Origin of the sequence: Exiguobacterium sp. s48 (assembly GCF_018617395.1) — a bacterium.
In the GTDB taxonomy this organism is placed as follows: Bacteria; Bacillota; Bacilli; order Exiguobacteriales; family Exiguobacteriaceae; genus Exiguobacterium.
The window spans coordinates 1,098,391-1,120,627 of the sequence record NZ_JACSKC010000001.1; the positions used below are offsets into that span (position 1 = coordinate 1,098,391).

A 22,237-nucleotide genomic window follows, 5' to 3' on the forward strand; every position below is an offset into this window, starting at 1 on the left:
GTAACTCATCGTATCGGATTCACCTTAAAAAGTCAATCCTCATTCAGATGAAGTCGAATCATTTGGTCGAGTACTCGCTTCGTCTTTAATCGCAGTCCACTGTATGATTCCATATACGCATCAAAGAGCTGTCGTAAGAGAATTCTGGACTCATCAGACAATGGTACATTCCGAAACTCTGATAATTCGTGTTTACTCATCAGATAGAGCAATTTCGCAAGGCGCTCTGACAATCGAACGGCACCTTCTTCTTGATGTTTCGCACATAAAAAACCACCTGATGTGACAGAGAAGTACATAGGATCTGTCACATCGCCACATCGGACACATCCAGTCAATACAGGAGACACCCCTAACAGATGTAACATCCTTAATTCAAAATGATGGGTGATTACATCGGCATCCATTCCTGCATTTAATGCTTGGAGTGCATCCTGTAAAATCCGGAACAGTGGACGGTTTTGGACACGATCCTCGACAGAACGGTCAACGAGTTCCAACCAATACATCGCATACGCCATCCGTTCCACATCTTTCCGGATTTCCGGGAATGACGTGACGACATCGGATGACTTCAATTGCGCAAGCCCACGGCTGAATGGAAAGATGTAGACGCCTTCCACGAACGGCTGACTCGAGGCATGAAACCGACTGCCTGGTTTCTTTGCGCCTCGCGCCATCATCGCGACTTTACCAAGTTCCTCTGTAAACAGTGTCACGACTTTATTCGATTCCCCATAATTAACGGTGCGAATGACAATTCCCGTGACTTTTTGTAACATGGCTTAATACTCGTCGTCGCGGAAACCAAGGTCACGGAGCTGACCCATTTTGTTACGCCAGTCTTTCTGTACTTTCACCCACAGATTTAAATAGACTTTCGTACCGAGAAGGGCCTCGATATCTTGTCGCGCATCCGTTCCGATTTCACGAAGCATGGCACCTTTCTTCCCGATGATGATTCCTTTTTGCGAATCACGTTCCACCATGATGACGGCTTCGACATCAATCATCTCAGAGTTCTCACGTTTCTTGATCGATTCAATGGCTACAGCAATCGAGTGCGGCACTTCATCGCGTGTCTTATGCAGTACCTTCTCACGAATCATCTCCGAGATGATGAATCGTTCCGGGTGGTCCGTCACTTGATCAGCTGGGTAATACATCGGTCCCTCAGGCAACAATTTCTTGATTTCACCTAATAGTGGATCGACATTATTCCCTTGTAACGCAGAAATCGGGACATATGCCGCAAAATCCAGTTCATTCGTATATTGTTCAATCACCTTTGGAAGTTCATCCGGATGAATCAAATCGATTTTATTCATGACGAGGATGATCGGTGTATCAAGGCCTTTCAATTTCTCGATGATAAAGTCATCACCGGCACCACGTGGCTCTGTCACGTTCACCATGAATAGAATGGCATCGACCTCGCGAAGAGCGTTCGTTGCCACTTTCATCATGAAATCGCCGAGACGATGCTTCGGCTTATGAATCCCTGGTGTATCGATGAAGATGATTTGAGAATCATCCGTCGTGTACACACCTTGTACTTTATTTCGAGTCGTTTGAGGTTTATCCGACATGATGGCAATCTTTTGCCCGATCACACGGTTTAGGAATGTCGACTTTCCGACGTTCGGTCGACCGATGATCGACACGAATCCAGATTTAAAATCTTCTTGATACATAGTGCACCTGCTTTCTCCATTTCAGAACTATTAGTATAGCATGTTCCATAGCCGAGGACCGAATATTATGAGTGCCGTTACGGCAGCACCGGCGGAGGCGACCAATACGGACCCCGCGGCTACATCTTTCGCTTGCTTCGCAAGGGGATGGACGTCCTTTGTCACGAGATCGACCGTTCGTTCAATCGCAGTGTTCATCATCTCTAAACTGATGATGGCAACGACCCATATCAGTAAGATGACATTCTCGATTCGAGTCGTTTGTAGCCATATTGCAAAGACGAAAACGAGTAACGCTGATATGAGATGTAGTCGCATATTTCGTTCTGTTCGAATGGCATGGAACAAGCCGACACATGCTACACGGAACGGTTTCACACGTTGCCTCTCTTCAATTCGAAGTGAGTGAGCACTTCCTCTTGTCTCGCGGTCATTTCCGCCTCTTCCTCAGGTGTCATATGATCATACCCAAGAAGATGAAGGAATCCGTGGATTGCTAAAAAGCCAAGCTCCCGCTCAAACGAATGACCATAGTCTGCTGCCTGCTCCCGACAACGTTCGACTGAGATGACTAAATCACCGAGAAGATGTGGTTCATCTTCGTCGAGCACGAAATCCATCTCGTCATCCCCCATCTCATCAAATGCAAAGCTGATGACATCTGTCGGTGCGTCTTTCCCTCGCCACTCCCGGTTTACCTCATGGATTTCCGCATTTGTTAAATACGTGACCGACAGTTCACTTGGTTCTTCCACCTCTTCTAACTGTGCGGCATGTTGTAGAATCGACTCGACGAGTTCGATTTGAGATGTTGTTAACAATTCATGTTCATCGTTCGAGATGATTTGCATGTAGTTCTCCCTCTTTCTTTAATTCTGGGTATTCGATTCGTTCATGGAATAATCCGGTCAACGTCTCACAGGCACTTTCACCGACGCGCCAAATTTCTCGTGTCGTCAATTCACAGTCTTCAAACTGACCATCCGCCAACTTATCTCGAATGATGGCGCGAACGAGCATTCGAATCTTCTCTGGTGTCGGTTGTTTCTGTGAACGGACGGCCGCTTCAATCGAGTCGACAATCATGACGACCGCTGCTTCACGAGTTTGTGGCTTCGGTCCAGGATAACGGAAGCGAGACTCGACTACATCTTTTTCGTGATCTTCTTTCGCTTTCACGAAGAAATATTTTAATAGAGACGTCCCGTGATGTTGCTCGGCGATATCAATGATTTCTTTTGGCAATTTATACCGTCGCAACAAATCGGCTCCATCATAAGGATGGGCCATAATGATATCCGCCGATTCTTCAGGTGTCAGGCGATCATGAGGATTCCCTCCACCTTGCTGATTTTCGATGAAATGAAGCGGACGCTCCGTCTTTCCGAGATCATGATAATAGCTCGCGACACGCGCGAGGAGACCATCTGCGCCAATCGCCTCACATGCGGACTCTGCCAAGTTCGCCACCATCATACTATGGTGATACGTACCGGGTGCCTCCATCAAAAGCTTACGTAACAATGGATGGGTCGGGCTCATCAATTCAACAAGTCGACCAGATGATAGGACGCCGAACCATGGTTCGAGGAAGGGTAAGAAACCAAATGTCAAAACAATCGACAATAGGGCGCTGATGACGGCAAATCCTGAAAGATACATCGCCATTTCCCAAGAAACTTGCACGTTCCGTAGTAAGAGTAAGGCAATCACCATGATGATGTTGACGAGACCGAGAAACACGCCCGACAAGAATAAACGCTTTCGCTGAATTTTCGGTTCAACCAAAAAGACGGCTAAAAAACTACCTGTCGCAACGTATACCAACGTCATGAAATTTGTGCTTTGCCCGAATGTGACGACGATACTCCCGGCAATCATTGTGATGAAAGCTGAAGCGAGAGCGACTCGCTCATCAATCAAAATGCGTAAGAGTAAGACGACAAACGCGGTTGGCGCCAAGATATAGGCATATGTCGTATAGTCGACGCCGATGTACCCGACCCCAAAGAAGATGCCAAGTTGTAACAGCAATAACCCATACACCGTCACTAAGATTTTTGGACTTAGCAACAAATCTTTAATCTTCGAGCGAATCAGCATGAATAAAAAACCGCCTGTTAATAAGGCACTTAGTAAAAACGATCCAAATAATGGAGCGAGAGAGCGGTTCGGGTCAATGGCGCCTGATAATTCAAGCTTCCGGTACGTTTCCCGCGTGACAACCTCTCCCTGACTGACGAGGAGCTGCCCCTCCTGAATGATTACCGGGTCAACGGCATCCACGGCTTCCTGCTCTTTTTGACGTGTTGCTTCAGAGTCGAACACGTAGTTCGGAACGATGAGCTCATCACTCAACGTCTTTGAGATCGCTCGAAATTCGAACGAGAGAGGTGATTGGTCGATAATGGCAGCGGCACGGTCTCGCGCTGCCGCGACGGCCTCATTGCTCGTTTCAATCCGATTATCCATCACTTGCTGTAATGCGGTCACAGTCACGTCCTCGACCGTTTGACGCGTATCTTCACTCGCTTCAAGAAGCGAGTTCAATTCCTCGTCAGCGAGTACCCCGTTCGCCTCTGTGGAATTTAGACGGTTTTTAATGTCCGCTAGTTCCGTGTCGTCATCTGTCTTGTCGAACGCTGCAAACAATTGCTCCACTTTCGCAATTTGTTGATCGGCAAACTCTTTTCTGAGAGAAAATTGACTGCCGACTCCATTCGTCACTTCCTGTTTCAACCGTTCGGTCGCGTCCCGATCTTCGACCGTAATCGGAGAACGAATGTCCTGCTCGGCAATTCCTAACGGTTCCACACTGATGATAGACGGGCGCACGGTAAAGTAAAGGATTGCCCCTAATAAGAGAAAGAAAATCAGCGAAATCATCGCGACTGTCCAGTTTTTAGCTTGTTGCATTCGTGCCCCCCCTTTCACGATAGGATGACTTCTCCTGTAACCTTAAGTCAGGTCCGTACTATAGGCGTTGATGATTTTTTTGACGAGCGGATGACGAACGACGTCAGAGGCGCTAAAGTGTTCAAAATGAATGCCGTCCACGCCCTCTAACAGGCGTAACGCCTCCTGTAATCCCGATGCTTTGCCTTTCGGTAAATCGACTTGGGTCAAATCCCCCGTGACCACCATTTTCGATCCAAAACCAAGCCGCGTCAAAAACATCTTCATTTGTTCTTTTGTTGTATTCTGTGCCTCATCCAAAATGACGAAGGCATCTTCTAACGTGCGTCCACGCATATATGCGAGAGGAGCCACTTCAATCGTACCCCGCTCCAACAAACGGTTCGTCTGCTCTACCCCATACACATCGAATAGTGCATCATACAATGGGCGGAGATATGGATCTACTTTTTCTTTCAAATCTCCCGGTAAAAATCCAAGGTTCTCTCCCGCTTCCACTGCAGGTCGCGTTAAAATGATCCGTTTGACCTGACCTTCCTTTAAAGCACGCGCCGCAAGGACGACAGCCAAATAGGTTTTCCCGGTTCCGGCCGGTCCAATTCCAAAAACGAGGTCCCGTCGCTCAATCGCACGAACATACCGGCTCTGTCCAACCGTTTTGGCCCGAATCGGTTTCCCCTTGTTCGTTGTAAAGACGACGCGCTCGTAGTGTTCGAGCAACTCATCTCCTTTTCCGACTTGGATATGTTGGATGACACTGATGGCATCACTTTCGTTTAGCCGGGCACCTTTCTTCACTAAGGTCTGCAAGGTGATGATCACTTGTTTCGTCAATTCAAGAGTCTCAGCCGTATCGGCTTGGATAATCAACTCCTCACCCCTTGGGATGAGTGCCACTTTCAATTCTGTTTCAATCGCTTGGAACACTTCATCTTTCGGTCCGAGTAAAGCTTGCGCTTCGTTCGCGTGTTCCATGACGAATGGTATTTTATCAGTCATAATCAATGGATGCATTGCCCCCTCATCAAAATCGGTTATTCCTCTTTTACTTTAGCACTATCACGCCTATCGTGAAAGAAAGACCGTGCAATTTCCATAAGCAAAAGGCAGTAACATGGCGTTACTGCCCTCCGTTCACTTCTTTCGTTTCGAGATTGGAGGTTGTAATACCTCACTCCAAATGACAGCTTCTCGCATTCGCTTCTTCGAAACGTTCAGTTGTTTCGGTTTCTTTTCCTGTTGAATCGGTGGAATTTTAACCGCTTGTTCAAATTGCGCACTCACTTTCGGCATGTCGACTTGTCGTTCACGGGAAACCGGTCGCTCTTCTACCGTTCGAGCAACTCGACGCCTCACCTTTTGTGGGGCGGGTTTTTCGTCCGGGTCATCGAATGCCGTTTCAATCTCTTTCATGACGTCCCCTACTGAATCTAAATAGCGTTTCAATTCACTACTTTGAGGACGCTCACCAGAGGAAGATGACTTTTCAAGCCGCTTCATCACCGCCGAGGCGATTCCGAAGGCGGCTAACAAGAGTACCCAAAGTCCATCCATATCAATCACTCACTATCTGAATCAGAATCAACAGGTGCCCCGATTGCTTTTCTCATCTCGGTATCTGCTTGTACGTTCAAATAATTCACGTAGTCCATGACACCAAGTTTTCCGTTTCGCAACGCTTCTGCCATCGCGAGCGGAACTTCGGCTTCGGCTCCGACTACTTTTGCACGCATTTCTTCTACAGAAGATTTCATTTCTTGTTCGCGGGCAATCGCCATCGCACGGCGCTCTTCCGCCTTCGCTTGGGCGATTTTCTTATCCGCTTCTGCTTGGTCTGTTTGAAGGACCGCACCGATGTTCTTACCGATATCGATGTCGGCAATATCGATCGAAAGAATCTCAAATGCTGTTCCTGAATCTAACCCTTTTGTAAGGACAGTACGTGAAATCATATCAGGATTTTCTAACACGTGCTTATGATTGTTTTGTGAACCAATCGTTGAAACGACCCCTTCCCCGACACGGGCGATAATCGTTTCTTCCCCCGCACCACCGACGAGGCGATCAATGTTTGCACGAACCGTGATCCGAGCTTTCGCTTTCACTTCAATCCCGTCCATTGCCACACCTGCGATGAATGGTGTCTCAATGACTTTCGGGTTAACAGACATCTGTACGGCCTCGAGTACGTTACGACCAGCCAAGTCGATGGCAGCGGCACGTTCGAACGACAACTCAATATTCGCACGGTGAGCCGCAATCAATGCATTCACGACGCGGTCTACGTTACCACCCGCCAAGAAGTGACTTTCTAGTTGGTTCGTATTTAACTCAATTCCTGCTTTGACCGCTTTGATCAACGGGTTCACAATTTTTGAAGGAATGACGCGACGAAGGCGCATCCCGATTAATGTGAAGATGGATACATGGACTCCTGCTGCAAACGAACTGATCCATAGTCCGACCGGTACAAACGTGAAGAACACAGCAAGGGCAATTAATCCTCCACCTGTAATGAGTAACGTTGTCAATATTTCTGGTGTCATTCTGTTACATCCTCCTTCGGTTCTATAAAGGTTCGAACGACAATCCGTCCTGAATCCACTTTATATACCTGAATTTTTGTATGCTGATCGAGATAGCCACCTTCTGTCACGACGTCGAGTCGTTCACCATCGATTTCGGCAGTTCCGGCCGGGCGAAGTGGTGTCAAGGTGACACCTATCTTCCCAAGAAGCTGTTTTCGATCCTCGTGGGACAAGTAACCTTTTTCAGTCGATGTCGAGTCCGTCAAAATCAGCCCTTTATAAATGAGCGGTCGATTCGTACTCAAACGGCGATACGCCCAAAATCCGAGACCCGTGAGTACGGCAGCCGCCAAACCAAGCGAGAGCCATAACTGCCCGATTGTCGCACCTGCCATAATCAAACTGGCAACGACTGCACCAATCCCGAGCAAACCGAACAATCCAAACCCTGCTACGAACACTTCAATTCCAAGAAGGACGACTCCGACAAAAAAGACTGTCAGAATCACTCCGAGACCAAATGTCATCGCCTTGCTACCCCCTTCCAAATTCAAAGCTATCTCCTATCTCTAGTGTATACGAAACGAGAATGAATGTGGTTTCAGAATACGCAAAAAAAAGTAGAAACTTTCGGTCTCCCGAAAAGTTTCTACTTTCTCATCAATTCGTCAATTGTTGTTTGACGATTCGGTTCACAAGACCACCGTCTGCCTTGCCTTTAACTTGCGGCATGACGACGCCCATTACCTTACCCATATCTGACGGAGCAGCTGCGTTCGTCTGGGCAATAGCCGCTTGGACGATGGCAGTCACTTCATCTTCTGAAAGTTGTTCAGGCATATAGGCTTCTAGGACGACAATTTCTTCTGCCACTTTGGAAGAAAGGTCTTCACGACCAGCGCTTTCGAATTCTCGGAGGGAGTCTCTGCGCTGTTTCATCTCTCGGTTGAGCACCGTGAGTTCCTCTTCCTCGGTAAGATCTTGACGACCTAGTTTGATAGCCTCATTTTGGAGCGACGCTTTGACCATTCGGATCGTCGTGAGACGATCTTTTTGTTTCGCGCGCATGGCTTGCTTCATGTCGTCCGTCAAGCGTTCTTGAAGACTCATGAGCCAACACCCTCTCTACAAATGAAACTGGAATCAGAATTTCTTACGCTTACGCGCAGCTTCTGATTTCAATTTACGTTTTACGCTTGGCTTTTCGTAGTGACGACGTTTACGAACTTCGGCAAGTGTGCCATCTTTCGAAACACCGCGTTTGAAACGACGAAGAGCGTCTTCAAGCGATTCGTTTTTACGGACACGAGTTTCCACTAGTTTTCCCTCCCTCCGAATTACACGACTAAGGAAACGTGTTTCACACGTCATATCATATTATAGTGAAATTAAGTCGTGTGGTCAACCACTTATTAATAGTCGCTGTCTGAACGACCGCCAGTGACGATTGCGATACCAGCTGATGCCCCGATACGTGTCGCACCAGCATCGATCATCGCTTTCGCACCTTCGAAGTCACGGACACCACCTGAAGCTTTTACGCCGATGTCAGGTCCGACCGTCTCGCGCATGAGACGAATGTCTTCGACTGTTGCGCCACCTGTTGAGAAACCAGTCGATGTTTTGACGAAGTCTGCTCCAGCTTTCACTGAAAGTTCGGCAGCTTTTTTGATTTCTTCTTTTGTGAGCATGCATGTTTCAAAAATGACTTTGACGAGTGTACCGTTTGCCGCTTCGACAACCGCACGGATGTCACGCTCTACGAGGTCGTAGTCGCCATCTTTGAGTGCTGCGATGTTGATGACCATGTCTACTTCATCTGCACCATTAGCAATCGCATCTTTTGTTTCGAATGCTTTTACTTCAGGCGTGTTAGCTCCAAGTGGGAAACCGATGACTGTACATACTTTGACATCATCATCTGACTTGAGTTGTTCTGCAGCATACTTGACCCATGTCGGGTTGACACAAACGCTTGCGAATTTATATTCGAGCGCTTCTGCACAAAGTGTTGTAACTTGATCTTTTGTTGTTTCAGCTTTTAAAGCTGTGTGGTCGATATAACGGGCTAATTCCATTATTCATTTCCTCCTCTGACAAATAAGTCTGACATCTAACATATTACCATGTTTTTTCGAGATGTAACAGCTTTCAAATTCAAATCAACTGTCGACGTTTACGGGCGACGACCCAACTGTTCCAACTAAAGAAGAAAATAGCGAGCCAAATGCAGGTGAAGGCAAAGACATGATATGACGTGAACGGTTCATGGTACATGACGACCCCGATGATCAAGCTAAGTGTCGGTGCAATGAATTGAAGAAACCCGACAAGCGTAAACGGGATGTGCTGAGCTCCGTAACCAAACAACAATAGTGGAAGTGCCGTCACCACGCCTGTTCCCAGAAGCGCCACCCAAATCACCGGCGAGAGGTCCAAGGCAATTTTGTCTGTGACAATTTGATTCCCGAGGAAGATCAGTGCAACGGGTACGACCGCTAATGTCTCAATTCCAAGACTGACCGTCGAAGCAAGAGGACGGCGCTTCTTCACCATGCCATAAAATCCAAAGGTACTCGCCAAGACGAATGAAATCCATGGGAACGTACCATACCCTAACGTCAAGACGAGGACGCCTACTGATGCAATTCCAACTGCCATCCATTGGACTCGGTTTAATGATTCCCGAAAGACAAGCACCCCTAACACCATACTGACAAGGGGATTGATGTAGTACCCGAGAGACGCCTCAATAATATAGCCGTGATTAACAGCCCATATGTAGACAAACCAGTTTGTACTGACAATGAACCCGTTTAACATGAACGCGTTTCTCGTAGCACGGTGTCGAATGGCGTAACCGAATTCTTTCCACTGATTTGTCCATCTTAGGACGAGCAAAATAAATAAAAAGGACCAAACGATTCGATGCGCCAAGATTTGACCACTCGGCACCTCTTGTAAAAATTTCCAATAAATCGGAAGGACGCCCCACATGACGTACGCCCCGATTGTCGTCCATACTCCCTTATTCACACGTTCACCCGCTCTCTTACAAGTTAAAGACAGTTTAGTCGATGAAAGACTCCCGATACAAGACTTTTGTCTCATGAAAAAAGGGCGCGAAATCGCGCCCTGACCGTTTATTGTTTCACTTGTTCAATTGCTGTTAATGCTTGTGCCAAGTCTTCGATCAAGTCATCAATGTCCTCAAGTCCGACAGAAATACGGACGAGCCCATCGGTGATGCCAAGTTCTGCTCTGCGTTCAGCCGGAATCGATGCGTGTGTCATGCGTGCCGGGACACTGATCAAACTCTCGACCGCACCCAAACTTTCTGCGAGCGTGAAGTATTTCGTCTTCGCGACCATCATTTCTGCCGCTTCCGCTGAACCGACATCGAATGCGATCATCCCACCGAATCCACGTGCCTGCGATAAATGAATCCGCTTCGCTTCCACACTGGATACACTTGGATGGAGCACGCGTGATACAGACTCGTTCGACTGAAGGAATTCAACCAATGCTCGTGCATTCGATTCAATCTCTTCCATCCGAACAGCCAACGTCTTGATTCCCCGTACAACGAGGAAGCTATCTTGTGGTCCAAGGACTGCGCCAACAGAGTTTTGAAGGAACGCCAACGCCTCGCCCTGCTCTTCCGTACGTGCGACAACAAGTCCCGCTACGACGTCACTATGTCCACCTAAGTACTTCGTGGCACTGTGAAGGACGTAGTCTGCACCAAGATCAATCGGATTTTGGAAGTAAGGCGTCATAAACGTATTGTCCACGACGAGTAACACATCTGCTTCATCGGCAATCTGACGCATCGCCCGAATGTCCGTCACGTTCAAGAGAGGATTTGTCGGGGTCTCGACATAAATCATCTTCGTGTTCGCTTGAAGCGCATCCCGAACCGCTGCTTCATCGGATGTATCGACAAAAGTTGCTTCCAAGCCTCGTGACTGAAATACTCGATTGAATACACGGTATGTTCCTCCATATACATCAGACCCGACGATGACGTGGTCTCCAGATTTCAATAACATAAGCACCGTCGAGATGGCTGCCATCCCAGATCCGAATGCAAAACCTTGTACGCCGCCTTCGATATCGGCAATCAATGTTTCCAAAGCCGTTCGTGTCGGGTTTGCCGAGCGTGAATATTCATATCCTTCGCGCAAGTTGCCAATCCCGTCTTGCTTATACGTGCTCGTTTGATAAATCGGTGGCGTGACGGCCCCTGTCAACGGGTCCGTCGTTTTACCGCCGTGAATGAGTGCTGTCTTTGTACGCATGTTCTGCCTCCTTGACAATTCCTTGACTTAAATATCGTTCTGCACTATCAGGCAAGATGGTGACAATCGTGCCTTCCGTCAATTGATTCGCTTCTTTTACACATGCTGCAATGGCAGCGCCTGAAGAACTACCGATGAGCAAACCTTCCTGTTTCGCTAAATGTGCCACGTAGTAGAAGGCTTCCTCATCTGTAATGGTATGAATCGCATCGACGTAAGCCCTCTCCAAAAAGGGTGGCCATTTTTCAACGCCGATTCCTTCTGTTTTATGTGGTCCTGGTTCACCGCCATTCAAAATGGAACCGACCGGCTCCACGACGACAGTTTTCGTTCCAAGTGGCTTTAATGATTTGGCGACACCGGTGAATGTTCCACCTGACCCCGCTCCCGCTACAAATACGTCAATTTGTGGCACATCTTTCAATAACTCATGGGAAAGAATGTCGACGTAAGCATCCGGGTTGTCGGGATTCGAGAACTGTTCTGGGACATAGGCGTCATGTTCTTTAGCCAACTCAATGGCATGTGCAATCGCACCCTTCATGCCGAGTTCGGTCGGCGTGTTGACGACGGTCGCTCCAAGCAGTCGCATCAACGCCTGCTTCTCTTGACTGAACTTTTCCGGGGTCACAGTGATGAGACGGATATCATATCGCTGACAAGCGAGTGCAAGCCCAATTCCTGTGTTCCCAGCTGTCGGCTCAATGACCGTACCACCTGAAGCGATATCGCCACGCTCGATTGCCCGTTCAATCAAATTCATCCCGAGTCGATCTTTAACACTTCCACCCGGATTCATCATCTCGAGCTTCCCGTACACTTTGACATTCGCTGGTACAGGAAGCGATCGAAGTTCAATGAGCGGTGTGTCCCCGATGAGTTCATAGACGTCACGGACAATCATCTTACGCTTCGTCCTTGAAGACGATATGCCACTCGTCACGTTTTGCGAGCATGTCAGCAGCTAATTTCTTAGCTCCTTCAAAATCATGATGGTTCGCATTCCCACATTGAACAGGGTTTTGCGCCGGTAGTTCTTCAGCGTTCATCGCATCACGCAGCGTCGCTTCCACGAGGTCAAGCATTCGTTCGTAGTTCCCATCATTGAGCATCGTCCAATAGAAGCCTGTCTGGCAGCCCATCGGCGAGATGTCGACGATGTCTTCAGAATGATTACGACTGTTCTCGGCAATCAAATGTTCAAGTGAATGAACCGCGCGCATCGGCATAAGTCCTTCGTTCGGTTGAATGAAACGAATATCGTATTTATAAATCGTGTCAGCCGTCCCTTCTTTCACACCAGCGAGACGAACAAATGGCGCCTGTACTTTCGTATGATCCAAGTTAAAGCTTTCAACATTATATGTTTTCATGAGTAATTCCTCCTCGTTATTTAGTGGCTATTACGAGCCAGACAAACTTGTTTTTCTGCGTCATCGTCACGTTGTATCCGTTCGCTTCTAACATGGAACGAATCGTTGACGTATATGGATAGTATTCACGATTTAAGTCTTCGACGAGGTCCGAGTACCCCTTCGTCGTCGCCCAATCAATGATGTCCTGACGAGCTGCTGGTGACTCAAACATCGTATCAAGCAACACGAACTTCGGATGTTCCCAGTCTTCGACATATTGACCGATCGCTGTGGCCTTTTCAGAATCTGTCAAGTGGTGAAACGCATATGACGATACGATCGTATCCACATTTGATAAATCCGGATAACGGAGGAAATCGCCTTCGAGCACATCAATCCCCAATTTTTCAACAGCAATCTGTCGCATTTCCGGCGACGGTTCAATCGCAATCAATGGATGCCCCTTTATAATTCGACTACTCAAGTTTCCTGTTCCGACACCAAACTCAAGTACCGTCCCTTCGACATGTAGGGCAACCTCATCGAGCATTTGCTCATATCCGATGAACACTTCGTGATATTGCTCATCATGCCCCTCGACCGTCGTATCATAATCCTTTGCCCAATCCTTAAAGATATCCATGAATGGTAAGTTCATATCGCTACCCCAATCTTAATTCTTACTAATTTGATATGTTTTATTGGTATTTAACTTTAACGTTACATTAACAGGTTTTTTTATTCATTTCAAGTCATTCGCTAGATTCTCGCATCACATCTAGTTGGATATAGGTCTTATGTGTTAGGTCTTTAGTAATTGTCAGAACATTAAAATTTGTTCAAAAACACTTACCTAATTTACAAATAAACCCACTCTTTTTCATCTGATTAGCGATATGATAGTTCTCAATGTGAGTTTATGCTGTAATTTTTACAGTTAATAACAAATTTTAGGGGGTCTATACGTTGTCACGAAAAAAATTCTATTTAAACGCTTCACTCGCCACATGTATCGCCTTGTCGCCTGCACTGATTCAAGCTGGAACAACGTCTGTTTCAGCAGAAGCTTCTGTTAAACCGAAACTGGTTCTAGAGAAGAAACAGAAAAAAGTTCGCGTTGTTGTCGAGCTCGTCGGTGATCCTGCCATTGCTGAAGCCGCTCAAAAAGGAAAGAAATTTAACGAATTGACAAAATCGGAACAAAATAAGGCACAACAATCTGTTCAATCAGAGCAAAAACGTGCTAAATCAGCCTTAAAGAAACAAGGCGTGACCGCTACACCGATTGAAGAATTCACGACCGTCTTTAACGGTTTCTCAACTTTCTTATCAACGAGTGAAATCGCGAAGGTCGAAGCACTTCCTGAAGTGGCGACTGTTCACATCGTCAACGAGTACGAGCGCCCTGAAGTCAAACCGGACATGATCACGAGTAATGGCATGGTTCAAGCCGAACAAACGTGGGGAGATTACGGGTTCGCTGGAGAAGGTACTGTCGTCGCCGTCATCGATTCAGGGATTGATGCCAACCACCGTGATTACCGTATTACAGATGCAAAAACAGCAGAATTGACAAAATCAGAAGTCAACCAGGCCATTACAGCATTCGGTCTCCCGGGTGAATATGTGAACGAAAAAGTTCCATACGCATATAACTACTACGATGAGAACGATGACATCAAAGACGATTCACCTGGCGCTTCAATGCATGGACAACACGTTTCTGGAACGGTTGCCGCCAACGGTGACTTGGAAAACGGTGGAATCAAAGGGGTCGCACCGGAAGCACAAATTTTAGGATTAAAAGTATTCAGTAACGATCCGAACTATGCCTCTACATATGGAGATATCTACATCAAAGCAATCGATGATGCCATCAAACTCGGTGCCGACGTCATCAACATGAGTCTCGGCTCAACAGCCGGGTTCGTCGATGCCGATTCGCCAGAACAACAAGCTGTTCAACGTGCCGTCGACAATGGAATCTTTATGTCGATTTCTGCCGGGAACTCCGCATACTTTGGTCACGGATTCGACTTACCGACTGCTTCAAACCCAGATACAGGTGTCGTCGGGGCACCGAGTGTCAGCCAAGCATCGACATCGGTCGCGTCCCTAGAGAATGATCAAATTCAATTGGACGCATTCCGTGTCGGGGATGAAAAGATTGGATGGAAGAAACAAGACGGTCCTGCCTTCAAGGAAGGAACGTATGACCTCGTGTATGTCGGAGACGGGCAACCGGAGAATTATGAAGGAAAAGACGTGAAAGGAAAACTCGTCCTCGCTGTTCGCGACGGCGGATATTTCTACTCGAAGATTCAAAAAACAGCTGAAGCACAAGGTGCAGCAGGTGTCATCGTACGTGGTGCGGTCGGACACGGTGATTATGTCTCGATGGCTCTCGATCAACCTCAAATCCCGATGGCTTCACTCAGCATTCAGGATGGAAATGAACTGAAAGACAAATTAGCTGAAGGTCCTCTTCAATTGACGTTTGCCGGTGACCGAATCAGCGTCAACAACCGGTCTGCCGGGGCGATGTCTGATTTCACATCATGGGGTGTCACACCGAACCTTGATTTCAAACCGGAGCTTTCGGCACCAGGCGGACAAATTTTCTCAACGTTTAACGATAACCAATACGGGTTGATGAGCGGAACGTCAATGGCAGCACCACACGTTGCCGGAGGGGCGGCCCTTGTCTTAGAACGTGTGGATCGTGACTTCAAATTAAGTGGAAAGGCACGCGTTACGATGGCGAAGAACTTGATGCTCAACACATCGAAGCCTGTCACGGATATCGGACCGTATAACCAAGAGTTACAACAGTCACTCCCTTACTCACCACGTCGTGCCGGAGCTGGACTCATGCAACTGCATGCAGCCGTGACTTCACCGGCAGTGGCATATGAGAAGAAAACGAAAGAAGCAAAAGTTGCGTTAAAAGAATTGACGAAGAGTAAGGCATCGTTCACAGTCGTCGTCGAGAACCTCTCGAATGAATCGTTGACTTATGATGTGGCCGCATCGTTGCAAACGGACCTCGCTGTCAAAAACAAAGATGGAATCGTTCAAAACGCGATGGAAGCTCAAGCGCTCGAGCAAGCCATCGTAAAAATCAACGGATCGAATTCAAGTAAAGTCACATTGAAAGCCAAACAGAAAAAAGAAATCACTGTCTCAATCGATGTTTCGAAAGCAAAAGTCTTGAATCCAGAGACGTTAGAAGGCACAGTATCTGCCAAATCGGTCTTTGAGAACGGCTATTTCGTCGACGGGTTCCTTCGTTTGACTGACCCGAACGGCACAGACGGTCACCCATCTCTCGTCGTTCCATTCGTCGGATTCGAAGGAGACTGGGGCAAGGCACCGATCTTTGACGAAACCATTTATGGAGAAGGTGCATTCTACGGCGTGTCTGGATTGGTCGATGCAGAGGGTAACTACTTAGGTGAAAAGCTAGATGAGTCTGTAGCTCGTGAGGCGGTTGCCATCTCACCAGATGGAGACGGGTCAAAAGACACGGCGACTCCGGTCTTCTCGCTATTACGTAATGCAAAAGACATCAAATATCGGATTGTCGACTCGAAAGGAAACGTCCTTCGCACCCTCAAAATGGAAGACGAACTGAGAAAGAATTACTTCGATGGTGGAAGTGGCGATTATTACTATTACGCAGCGGATAATGCTTGGGATGGGAAGCTGAACGGGGTGAACGCACCTAAGGGGACGTACTACTACGAAATCGAAGCAAGCATCGATTACATGAAGAAACAAGCTCAATCGCTACGCATCCCTGTCAAAGTAGATTATACGGACCCACGCTTTACGCTTCGTTGGAATGATAACGTAGCAAGCGTTAAAGCATCGGATGACTTTGCTGGAATCAACGGCATCGAATTCCTCATCAACGGCGAAGTTGTGAAGAAAGAAGCATCCGATACAGCGAACTACACACTCGATACACAGCTCGAACCAACGGACCAGCTCTCAGTTCGCGTATCCGATAATGCCGGGAACGTGATCACTCGAAACGTCTCTACTGAAAACGATGCGACGAAACCAGGGATTTTTGTCGATGCACCTTTAGCATTGTCTCCATACGGTTCATCCCTCGTGCCGATCATCGGACAAATTAAAGATTCGTCTGAGATTGCGTCATTCATGGTTGATGGAGTCGAGGTACCACTTAAATATGACTCGACCGCTGACCAATACACGTTTAATACGACACGGAAATATAAAGACGGCTTCCATAAAGTTCGTTTTATGGCAGAAGACACGGCTGGAAACGTGACGAACTTCGTCCGTCCGATTTTCGTCGACTCCACGAAAGCCACGTTATCGGTTACGAACGTACCGAAAAACGTATCGTCTAAACAGAAGTCAGTCAACGTGAAAGTTAAGGTGACGGATAACTTTGATGAGATCAAGCTTCGTGTGAACGGGGACTTGAAATGGAGTCATACGTTGAAGGAACCGTATGCGATGCGTGCTTTCTCACGCACAGGAACCATCACACTTCCTGTTACAGCGAAAGGGAAAAACACATTCACATTTGAAGTGACTGACCTCGCTGGAAACGTGACAAAGAAAGTGATTACAATCAACAAAAAATAAACGACACAAAACAACGGATGACCTCATTGAGGTCATCCGTTTTCGTGTCGTTCATTCAGTTCAAGTGCGAACGAGATCGCAGACAATGCATAGAGTGGAGCCGTTTCAGATCGAAGGATACGTGGTCCGAACGCGCAAGCGACCGCTCCCGCCTGAGTCCATTGACTGATTTCTGTTGAATCGAAGCCGCCTTCTGGGCCCGTGATGACGAGAAGACGCTGTTTCGACTTCAATTGACTCAACAATTGCGCGAATGCAGACTGCTCGCCATCTTTTGCCGACTCTTCATACGCGATAATGACGGCATCATAGTCATCCATTTTCTGATGGAGCTCTTTCGGAGAGATATACGAGCAAGTCGGTACCACGGCACGATAGGATTGTTCAGCCGCTTCTTGCATAATCTTTTGAATCCGCTCCACTTTTTTCGGAGCTTTTTTTCCGTCCCACTTGGCAATCGAGCGGGTCGATTCGAACAATAACAGATGGTGGACGCCAAGCTCCGTTGCTTTTTGGGCGACGAGCTCGACTTTGTCCCCTTTCGGGAGTGCGTACGCCAAGGTGACCTCGATTGGCAATTCCGTCGTCGACTGACGCGATGACATGACTTTTGCTTCCCCACTTTTTTTCTCAAGCGATGTCACTTCACAGGCATATTCAATACCTGTACCGTCCAATAAGACCATTTCATACCCGGGACCTTGTCGTAAGACTGTCCCGATGTGATGGACTACATCAGAGGGAAGTGTAACCGTGTCTCCTTTGAACGCTTCTGGTGTCAGGAAGTATCGTTGCATGGCTTATCCCTTCTTCGCGATAATCGCAACCCAGTCTTCCATCACACGCGTCTCTTCAATCTCGAAACCAGCTGCGACCAATGCATCCGTCACTTCAGCCCGCTTCTCTCCGATAATACCGGAAGTAATGAAGCGTCCACCTGATTTCGTGCGAGCATAGGCGTCTTCGATGAAGAGGAGAATGACATCAGCGAGAATGTTCGCCACGACCAACTCATATTCTCCTTCGACACCTTTCAGAAGATCGCCCGTGTCGACTTGAACGAGTTCGCCTACTCCGTTCGTTTCCACGTTTTGACGAGCTGCTTCAACGGCGACCGAATCCAAATCTAGCGCCTTCACGCTTGTCGCGCCAAGTTTTGCTGCCGCAATCGACAAGACCCCAGATCCTGTTCCGACGTCAATGACGTGATCACCCGCCTGGATATAGTTCTCAATCGCTTGAATGCAAAGCATCGTCGTCGGGTGAGTTCCCGTACCGAACGCCATGCCTGGGTCAAGCAAAATCACGTTCTCCTCCGGTTGTGGAGTGTACTCTTCCCATAGCGGAACGATGGTCAGCTGTTGTGAGATTTTGACCGGCTTGTAATACTGCTTCCAAGAATGTGCCCAGTCCTCTTCATCAATTTCCACGACCTCGACTTCCCCTGAACCGATATCAAGCATCTGGCGAAGTCGCTCAATTTCTTTTTTCAGATTCGACAGCACATCCTGGAAATCTGCAGAAGCCGGGATATAGGCTTTGACGTGCACTCCAGAGGTTGGATACGTTTCGCGATCTGAAACGTCCCAAATCTCTCCGAAATGGTCTTCTGCCATCATTCGGTCGAAATCTTCGACGTCCTCGATGACGACACCTTGTGCCCCCACTTCATGTAATAAATTCGATACGGCTTCTACCGCAAGTTGTGTCGTGTGGACACAAATTTCAGACCATTTCATCGCTCGTACACACTCCTTTTAGTGACTAAAGAACTTTTTCATTTTTTGGAACATACCATGCTCCTCTTCGACACCTGACTCTCCGCTAATCTCTTCAAATTCACGAAGCAATTCTTTTTGACGGTCAGTCATGTTCTTCGGCGTCATCACGATGACACTGACATACTGGTCGCCATTTGCACCTCCGCGCACACTCGGCATCCCTTTTCCGCGTAAACGGAATTTTGAACCGGTTTGTGTACCCGCAGGCACTTTCAAGCTCACATTTCCGTGAACTGTCGGTACTTCGATTTCCGCACCGAGAGCAGCCTGGGCGAATGTGATCGGCATATCCATTGCGATATGTTGGTCGACACGTTCAAAGATCTCATGTGCTCTGACGCGAACGACGACGTACAAGTCCCCTGCTGGTCCACCGTTCACGCCTGGACCACCCTTGCCAGAGAGACGAATCTGTTGACCGTTATCGATACCGGCTGGGATTTTGACCTCGACCGTTTGTTTCTTCTTCACGTGACCTGAGCCATGGCAAGTCGGGCATTTTTCTTTAATCGTCTTACCACTTCCGTGACACTTGCTACATGGACGTTGGTTGACCATACGACCGAGAATCGTGTTCTGTTCGACCGTCTCGACACCGCTGCCGCCACATTGGTTACACGTTTCTGGCTTCGTTCCAGGTTTCGCACCACTACCCATACATGTGTCACATTCGACTTCGATTTCGAGTTCGATGGTCTCTGTCTTTCCAGTCACACTCTCCATGAAGTCGAGGTCGACGACATATTGATAATCTTCCCCGCGACGCGGGGCGTTCGGGTCCTGACGGCGTCCACCGCCTCCAAAGAACATGTCAAAGATATCACCAAATCCGCCTTGGAAGTCGCCTCCTCCTCCGAATTGGTTCGCTCCTTCAAAACCGAATCGGTCATATTGTGCCCGTTTCTGTTCGTCTGAAAGCACTTCGTACGCTTCACCGATCTCTTTGAACTTATCCGCTGCATCTGCCTCTTGGTTGATGTCCGGGTGATATTGACGGGCCAATTTCCGGTATGCCCGCTTGATGTCTTGTGCCGAGGCCGACTTATCGAGCCCGAGCACTTCATAATAATCTCGTTTCGCCACTATTCTCGCTCCTATCTTCTCGATCTTCGTATCGATTTTACCGATTCTACCTTAACATGGAAAGAGCCAAAGCAGAAACCTGCTTTGGCGCTCTCCTTTACAACAGCTGTTTATTTACGGTCGTCAAGATCCTCAAACTCTGCGTCCACGACATCATCGTCCTGTTTCGCATCTGCTTGTGGTTCTGCGCCTTCAGCACCTTGCTGTTCAGCCATTTTAGCATATACTTTTTGCGTCAACTCTTGAACGACAGCTGACAATTCGTCTTTGGCTGTACGGATCGCCTCAAGGTCTGAACCTTCGAGAGCAGTTTTTGCTTTTTCTTTCGCAGCTTCTGCTTTTTCTTTGTCCGCTTCTTCCACTTGCTCACCAAGGTCCTTGATGGCCTTGTCTGTCGCGAAGACGAGTTGGTCTGTTTCGTTGCGAAGTTCCGCTTCTTCTTTACGTTGGTTATCTGCTTCTGCGTTCGCTTCGGCTTCTTTCACCATACGCTCGATTTCCGCCTCATCGATACCTGAAGAAGATTGGATTGTGATCGATTGTTCTTTGTTCGTACCGAGGTCTTTCGCCGATACGTGAACGATTCCGTTTGCATCGATATCGAATTTAACTTCGATTTGTGGCACACCACGTGGTGCTGGTGGAATGTCCGTCAATTGGAAGCGACCAAGTGTCTTGTTGTCTGGTGCCATCGGACGTTCCCCTTGAAGGACGTGGATGTCAACAGCAGGCTGGTTATCGGCTGCAGTCGAGAACACTTGTGATTTCGATGTTGGGATTGTCGTGTTGCGATCGATGAGTTTCGTCATCACGCCACCCATTGTCTCGATACCGAGTGAGAGCGGAGTCACGTCGAGAAGAACGACATCTTTCACGTCTCCAGCAAGAACTCCACCTTGAATGGCTGCACCAAGTGCAACAACTTCATCCGGGTTTACCCCTTTGAATGGCTCTTTCTTCGTGAAGTCGTGGATTGCTTTTTGAACGGCAGGGATACGAGTCGAACCACCGACGAGAATGATCTTATCGAGGTCAGACGGCGTGAGTCCTGCATCTTTCAAAGCACGACGCGTCGGTTCCATTGTGCGCTCGACAAGGTCAGCCGTCAATTCTTCAAACTTCGCACGTGTGAGTGTCATCTCCAAGTGGAGTGGACCTGCTTCACCTGCTGTGATGAACGGAAGGCTGATGTGTGCGCTTGTAACGCCTGAAAGGTCTTTCTTCGCTTTTTCAGCAGCATCTTTCAAACGTTGAAGTGCCATCTTGTCTTTTCCGAGGTCGATGCCGTTCTCTTTTTTGAATTCTGCAACGAGATAGTCGATCACTTTTTGGTCGAAGTCATCTCCACCGAGACGGTTGTCACCAGCTGTAGCGACAACTTCGAATACACCATCACCAAGTTCAAGAATTGATACGTCGAACGTACCGCCACCGAGGTCATAGATTAAGATCGTGTGGTCTTCACCTTTATCTAATCCGTAAGCGAGTGCAGCAGCTGTCGGCTCGTTGATGATTCGTTTAACATCAAGTCCAGCAATCTTACCAGCATCTTTTGTCGCTTGACGCTCCGCATCGTTGAAGTATGCAGGAACTGTGATGACCGCTTCCGTGACTGTTTCACCGAGGTAGTCTTCCGCATCCTTTTTCAACTTCTGCAAAATGATTGCCGAGATTTCTTGTGGTGTGAATTTCTTGCCGTCTACATCAACCGTATGCGCTGTTCCCATGTGACGTTTGATTGATTGGATTGTGTTCGGGTTCGTGATGGCCTGACGTTTCGCGACCTCACCGACTTGACGCTCTTCTCCTTTGAATGCGACAACCGAAGGAGTCGTACGGTTACCTTCTGCGTTTGAGATGACGACTGCTTCGCCACCTTCCATTACTGCCACACATGAGTTTGTAGTCCCTAAGTCAATACCGATAATTTTACCCATCGTTTATTCCTCCGTCTCG

The 22,237-nt window shown here is 47.8% G+C and carries 22 protein-coding genes; 1 reads left to right on the plus strand and 21 read right to left on the minus strand.

Annotated features, from left to right (window positions below; all coding sequences use genetic code 11):
• Window positions 1–32: 32 nt before the first annotated feature.
• From recO to KNO66_RS05765, 17 genes are all read right to left on the minus strand, one after another.
• Entirely contained in the window at window positions 33–782 is a 750-nt protein-coding gene (recO, locus tag KNO66_RS05685; RefSeq protein WP_214741226.1) for a DNA repair protein RecO, read from the minus strand.
• Between the two features lie 3 nt (window positions 783–785).
• Window positions 786–1,694 carry a GTPase Era gene (gene era / locus KNO66_RS05690; protein WP_214741228.1) on the minus strand — a complete coding sequence of 303 codons (909 nt, stop codon included), beginning with the start codon at window positions 1,692–1,694 and terminating at the stop codon, window positions 786–788.
• A 30-nt stretch (window positions 1,695–1,724) separates the two neighbouring features.
• On the minus strand, window positions 1,725–2,072 hold the full coding sequence (locus KNO66_RS05695; protein ID WP_214741229.1) for a diacylglycerol kinase family protein: 348 nt from the start codon (window positions 2,070–2,072) through the stop codon (window positions 1,725–1,727).
• Complete coding sequence (gene ybeY / locus KNO66_RS05700; RefSeq protein ID WP_214741231.1) at window positions 2,069–2,545, minus strand: rRNA maturation RNase YbeY; 477 nt, start codon at window positions 2,543–2,545, stop codon at window positions 2,069–2,071. The genes KNO66_RS05695 and ybeY overlap by 4 nt, the downstream gene beginning before the upstream one ends.
• Window positions 2,523–4,610, minus strand: coding sequence for an HD family phosphohydrolase (locus KNO66_RS05705; protein WP_214741233.1), 2,088 nt, complete (start codon window positions 4,608–4,610; stop codon window positions 2,523–2,525). The genes ybeY and KNO66_RS05705 overlap by 23 nt, the downstream gene beginning before the upstream one ends.
• Before the next feature lie 42 nt (window positions 4,611–4,652).
• Window positions 4,653–5,624, minus strand: coding sequence for a PhoH family protein (locus KNO66_RS05710; protein ID WP_251125841.1), 972 nt, complete (start codon window positions 5,622–5,624; stop codon window positions 4,653–4,655).
• Between the two features lie 120 nt (window positions 5,625–5,744).
• Complete coding sequence (locus KNO66_RS05715; RefSeq protein WP_214741235.1) at window positions 5,745–6,164, minus strand: hypothetical protein; 420 nt, start codon at window positions 6,162–6,164, stop codon at window positions 5,745–5,747.
• Between the two features lie 5 nt (window positions 6,165–6,169).
• Entirely contained in the window at window positions 6,170–7,156 is a 987-nt protein-coding gene (floA, locus tag KNO66_RS05720; RefSeq protein ID WP_214741237.1) for a flotillin-like protein FloA, read from the minus strand.
• Complete coding sequence (locus KNO66_RS05725; protein WP_214741239.1) at window positions 7,153–7,665, minus strand: NfeD family protein; 513 nt, start codon at window positions 7,663–7,665, stop codon at window positions 7,153–7,155. Before KNO66_RS05725 ends, floA begins: the two co-directional genes overlap by 4 nt.
• A 133-nt stretch (window positions 7,666–7,798) precedes the next feature.
• Window positions 7,799–8,248: a GatB/YqeY domain-containing protein gene (locus tag KNO66_RS05730; RefSeq protein WP_214741241.1), complete on the minus strand. Its 450-nt coding sequence runs from the start codon at window positions 8,246–8,248 to the stop codon at window positions 7,799–7,801.
• A 33-nt stretch (window positions 8,249–8,281) separates the two neighbouring features.
• Window positions 8,282–8,476, minus strand: coding sequence for a 30S ribosomal protein S21 (rpsU, locus tag KNO66_RS05735; protein ID WP_029334745.1), 195 nt, complete (start codon window positions 8,474–8,476; stop codon window positions 8,282–8,284).
• Between the two features lie 74 nt (window positions 8,477–8,550).
• Window positions 8,551–9,216, minus strand: coding sequence for a deoxyribose-phosphate aldolase (deoC, locus tag KNO66_RS05740; RefSeq protein ID WP_214741243.1), 666 nt, complete (start codon window positions 9,214–9,216; stop codon window positions 8,551–8,553).
• 79 nt (window positions 9,217–9,295) lie between these two features.
• Window positions 9,296–10,174, minus strand: coding sequence for an EamA family transporter RarD (gene rarD / locus KNO66_RS05745; protein ID WP_214741245.1), 879 nt, complete (start codon window positions 10,172–10,174; stop codon window positions 9,296–9,298).
• Window positions 10,175–10,281: 107 nt separating this feature from the next.
• A complete protein-coding gene (locus KNO66_RS05750) occupies window positions 10,282–11,439 on the minus strand; it encodes a bifunctional cystathionine gamma-lyase/homocysteine desulfhydrase (protein ID WP_214741247.1) in 1,158 nt (385 codons plus the stop codon).
• Window positions 11,405–12,343 (minus strand): PLP-dependent cysteine synthase family protein, encoded by a 939-nt coding sequence (locus KNO66_RS05755; RefSeq protein WP_214741249.1) that lies wholly within the window; start codon window positions 12,341–12,343, stop codon window positions 11,405–11,407. The genes KNO66_RS05750 and KNO66_RS05755 overlap by 35 nt, the downstream gene beginning before the upstream one ends.
• 1 nt (window position 12,344) lies before the next feature.
• A complete protein-coding gene (locus KNO66_RS05760; protein WP_012726660.1) occupies window positions 12,345–12,812 on the minus strand; it encodes an S-ribosylhomocysteine lyase in 468 nt (155 codons plus the stop codon).
• A gap of 16 nt (window positions 12,813–12,828) precedes the next feature.
• Complete coding sequence (locus KNO66_RS05765) at window positions 12,829–13,452, minus strand: class I SAM-dependent methyltransferase (RefSeq protein ID WP_214741251.1); 624 nt, start codon at window positions 13,450–13,452, stop codon at window positions 12,829–12,831.
• Between the two features lie 308 nt (window positions 13,453–13,760).
• On the opposite strand from KNO66_RS05765, the gene KNO66_RS05770 reads away from it, so the two are divergent.
• A complete protein-coding gene (locus tag KNO66_RS05770; protein ID WP_214741253.1) occupies window positions 13,761–17,417 on the plus strand; it encodes a S8 family serine peptidase in 3,657 nt (1,218 codons plus the stop codon).
• A gap of 32 nt (window positions 17,418–17,449) precedes the next feature.
• On the opposite strand, the gene KNO66_RS05775 is transcribed toward KNO66_RS05770, so the two are convergent.
• The 4 genes from KNO66_RS05775 to dnaK all read right to left on the minus strand — a co-directional run bounded on the left by KNO66_RS05775 (window position 17,450) and on the right by dnaK (window position 22,218).
• Window positions 17,450–18,214 (minus strand): 16S rRNA (uracil(1498)-N(3))-methyltransferase, encoded by a 765-nt coding sequence (locus KNO66_RS05775; RefSeq protein WP_214741254.1) that lies wholly within the window; start codon window positions 18,212–18,214, stop codon window positions 17,450–17,452.
• A gap of 3 nt (window positions 18,215–18,217) precedes the next feature.
• Window positions 18,218–19,156, minus strand: a complete 939-nt coding sequence (gene prmA / locus KNO66_RS05780; protein WP_214741256.1) for a 50S ribosomal protein L11 methyltransferase — start codon at window positions 19,154–19,156, stop codon at window positions 18,218–18,220.
• Between the two features lie 18 nt (window positions 19,157–19,174).
• A complete protein-coding gene (dnaJ, locus tag KNO66_RS05785; RefSeq protein ID WP_214741258.1) occupies window positions 19,175–20,281 on the minus strand; it encodes a molecular chaperone DnaJ in 1,107 nt (368 codons plus the stop codon).
• Window positions 20,282–20,391: 110 nt separating this feature from the next.
• Complete coding sequence (gene dnaK / locus KNO66_RS05790; protein ID WP_214741260.1) at window positions 20,392–22,218, minus strand: molecular chaperone DnaK; 1,827 nt, start codon at window positions 22,216–22,218, stop codon at window positions 20,392–20,394.
• Window positions 22,219–22,237 lie beyond the last annotated feature (19 nt).

Coding starts and splice junctions, on each gene's coding strand:
- recO (WP_214741226.1), bottom strand. CDS start 782: ATGTTACAAAAAGTCACGGGAATTGTCATTCGCACCGTTAATTATGGG.
- era (WP_214741228.1), bottom strand. CDS start 1,694: ATGTATCAAGAAGATTTTAAATCTGGATTCGTGTCGATCATCGGTCGA.
- ybeY (WP_214741231.1), bottom strand. CDS start 2,545: ATGCAAATCATCTCGAACGATGAACATGAATTGTTAACAACATCTCAA.
- KNO66_RS05705 (WP_214741233.1), bottom strand. CDS start 4,610: ATGCAACAAGCTAAAAACTGGACAGTCGCGATGATTTCGCTGATTTTC.
- KNO66_RS05710 (WP_251125841.1), bottom strand. CDS start 5,624: ATGCATCCATTGATTATGACTGATAAAATACCATTCGTCATGGAACAC.
- KNO66_RS05715 (WP_214741235.1), bottom strand. CDS start 6,164: ATGGATGGACTTTGGGTACTCTTGTTAGCCGCCTTCGGAATCGCCTCG.
- floA (WP_214741237.1), bottom strand. CDS start 7,156: ATGACACCAGAAATATTGACAACGTTACTCATTACAGGTGGAGGATTA.
- KNO66_RS05725 (WP_214741239.1), bottom strand. CDS start 7,665: ATGACATTTGGTCTCGGAGTGATTCTGACAGTCTTTTTTGTCGGAGTC.
- KNO66_RS05730 (WP_214741241.1), bottom strand. CDS start 8,248: ATGAGTCTTCAAGAACGCTTGACGGACGACATGAAGCAAGCCATGCGC.
- deoC (WP_214741243.1), bottom strand. CDS start 9,216: ATGGAATTAGCCCGTTATATCGACCACACAGCTTTAAAAGCTGAAACA.
- KNO66_RS05750 (WP_214741247.1), bottom strand. CDS start 11,439: ATGCGTACAAAGACAGCACTCATTCACGGCGGTAAAACGACGGACCCG.
- KNO66_RS05755 (WP_214741249.1), bottom strand. CDS start 12,343: ATGATTGTCCGTGACGTCTATGAACTCATCGGGGACACACCGCTCATT.
- KNO66_RS05760 (WP_012726660.1), bottom strand. CDS start 12,812: ATGAAAACATATAATGTTGAAAGCTTTAACTTGGATCATACGAAAGTA.
- KNO66_RS05765 (WP_214741251.1), bottom strand. CDS start 13,452: ATGAACTTACCATTCATGGATATCTTTAAGGATTGGGCAAAGGATTAT.
- KNO66_RS05775 (WP_214741254.1), bottom strand. CDS start 18,214: ATGCAACGATACTTCCTGACACCAGAAGCGTTCAAAGGAGACACGGTT.
- prmA (WP_214741256.1), bottom strand. CDS start 19,156: ATGAAATGGTCTGAAATTTGTGTCCACACGACACAACTTGCGGTAGAA.
- dnaK (WP_214741260.1), bottom strand. CDS start 22,218: ATGGGTAAAATTATCGGTATTGACTTAGGGACTACAAACTCATGTGTG.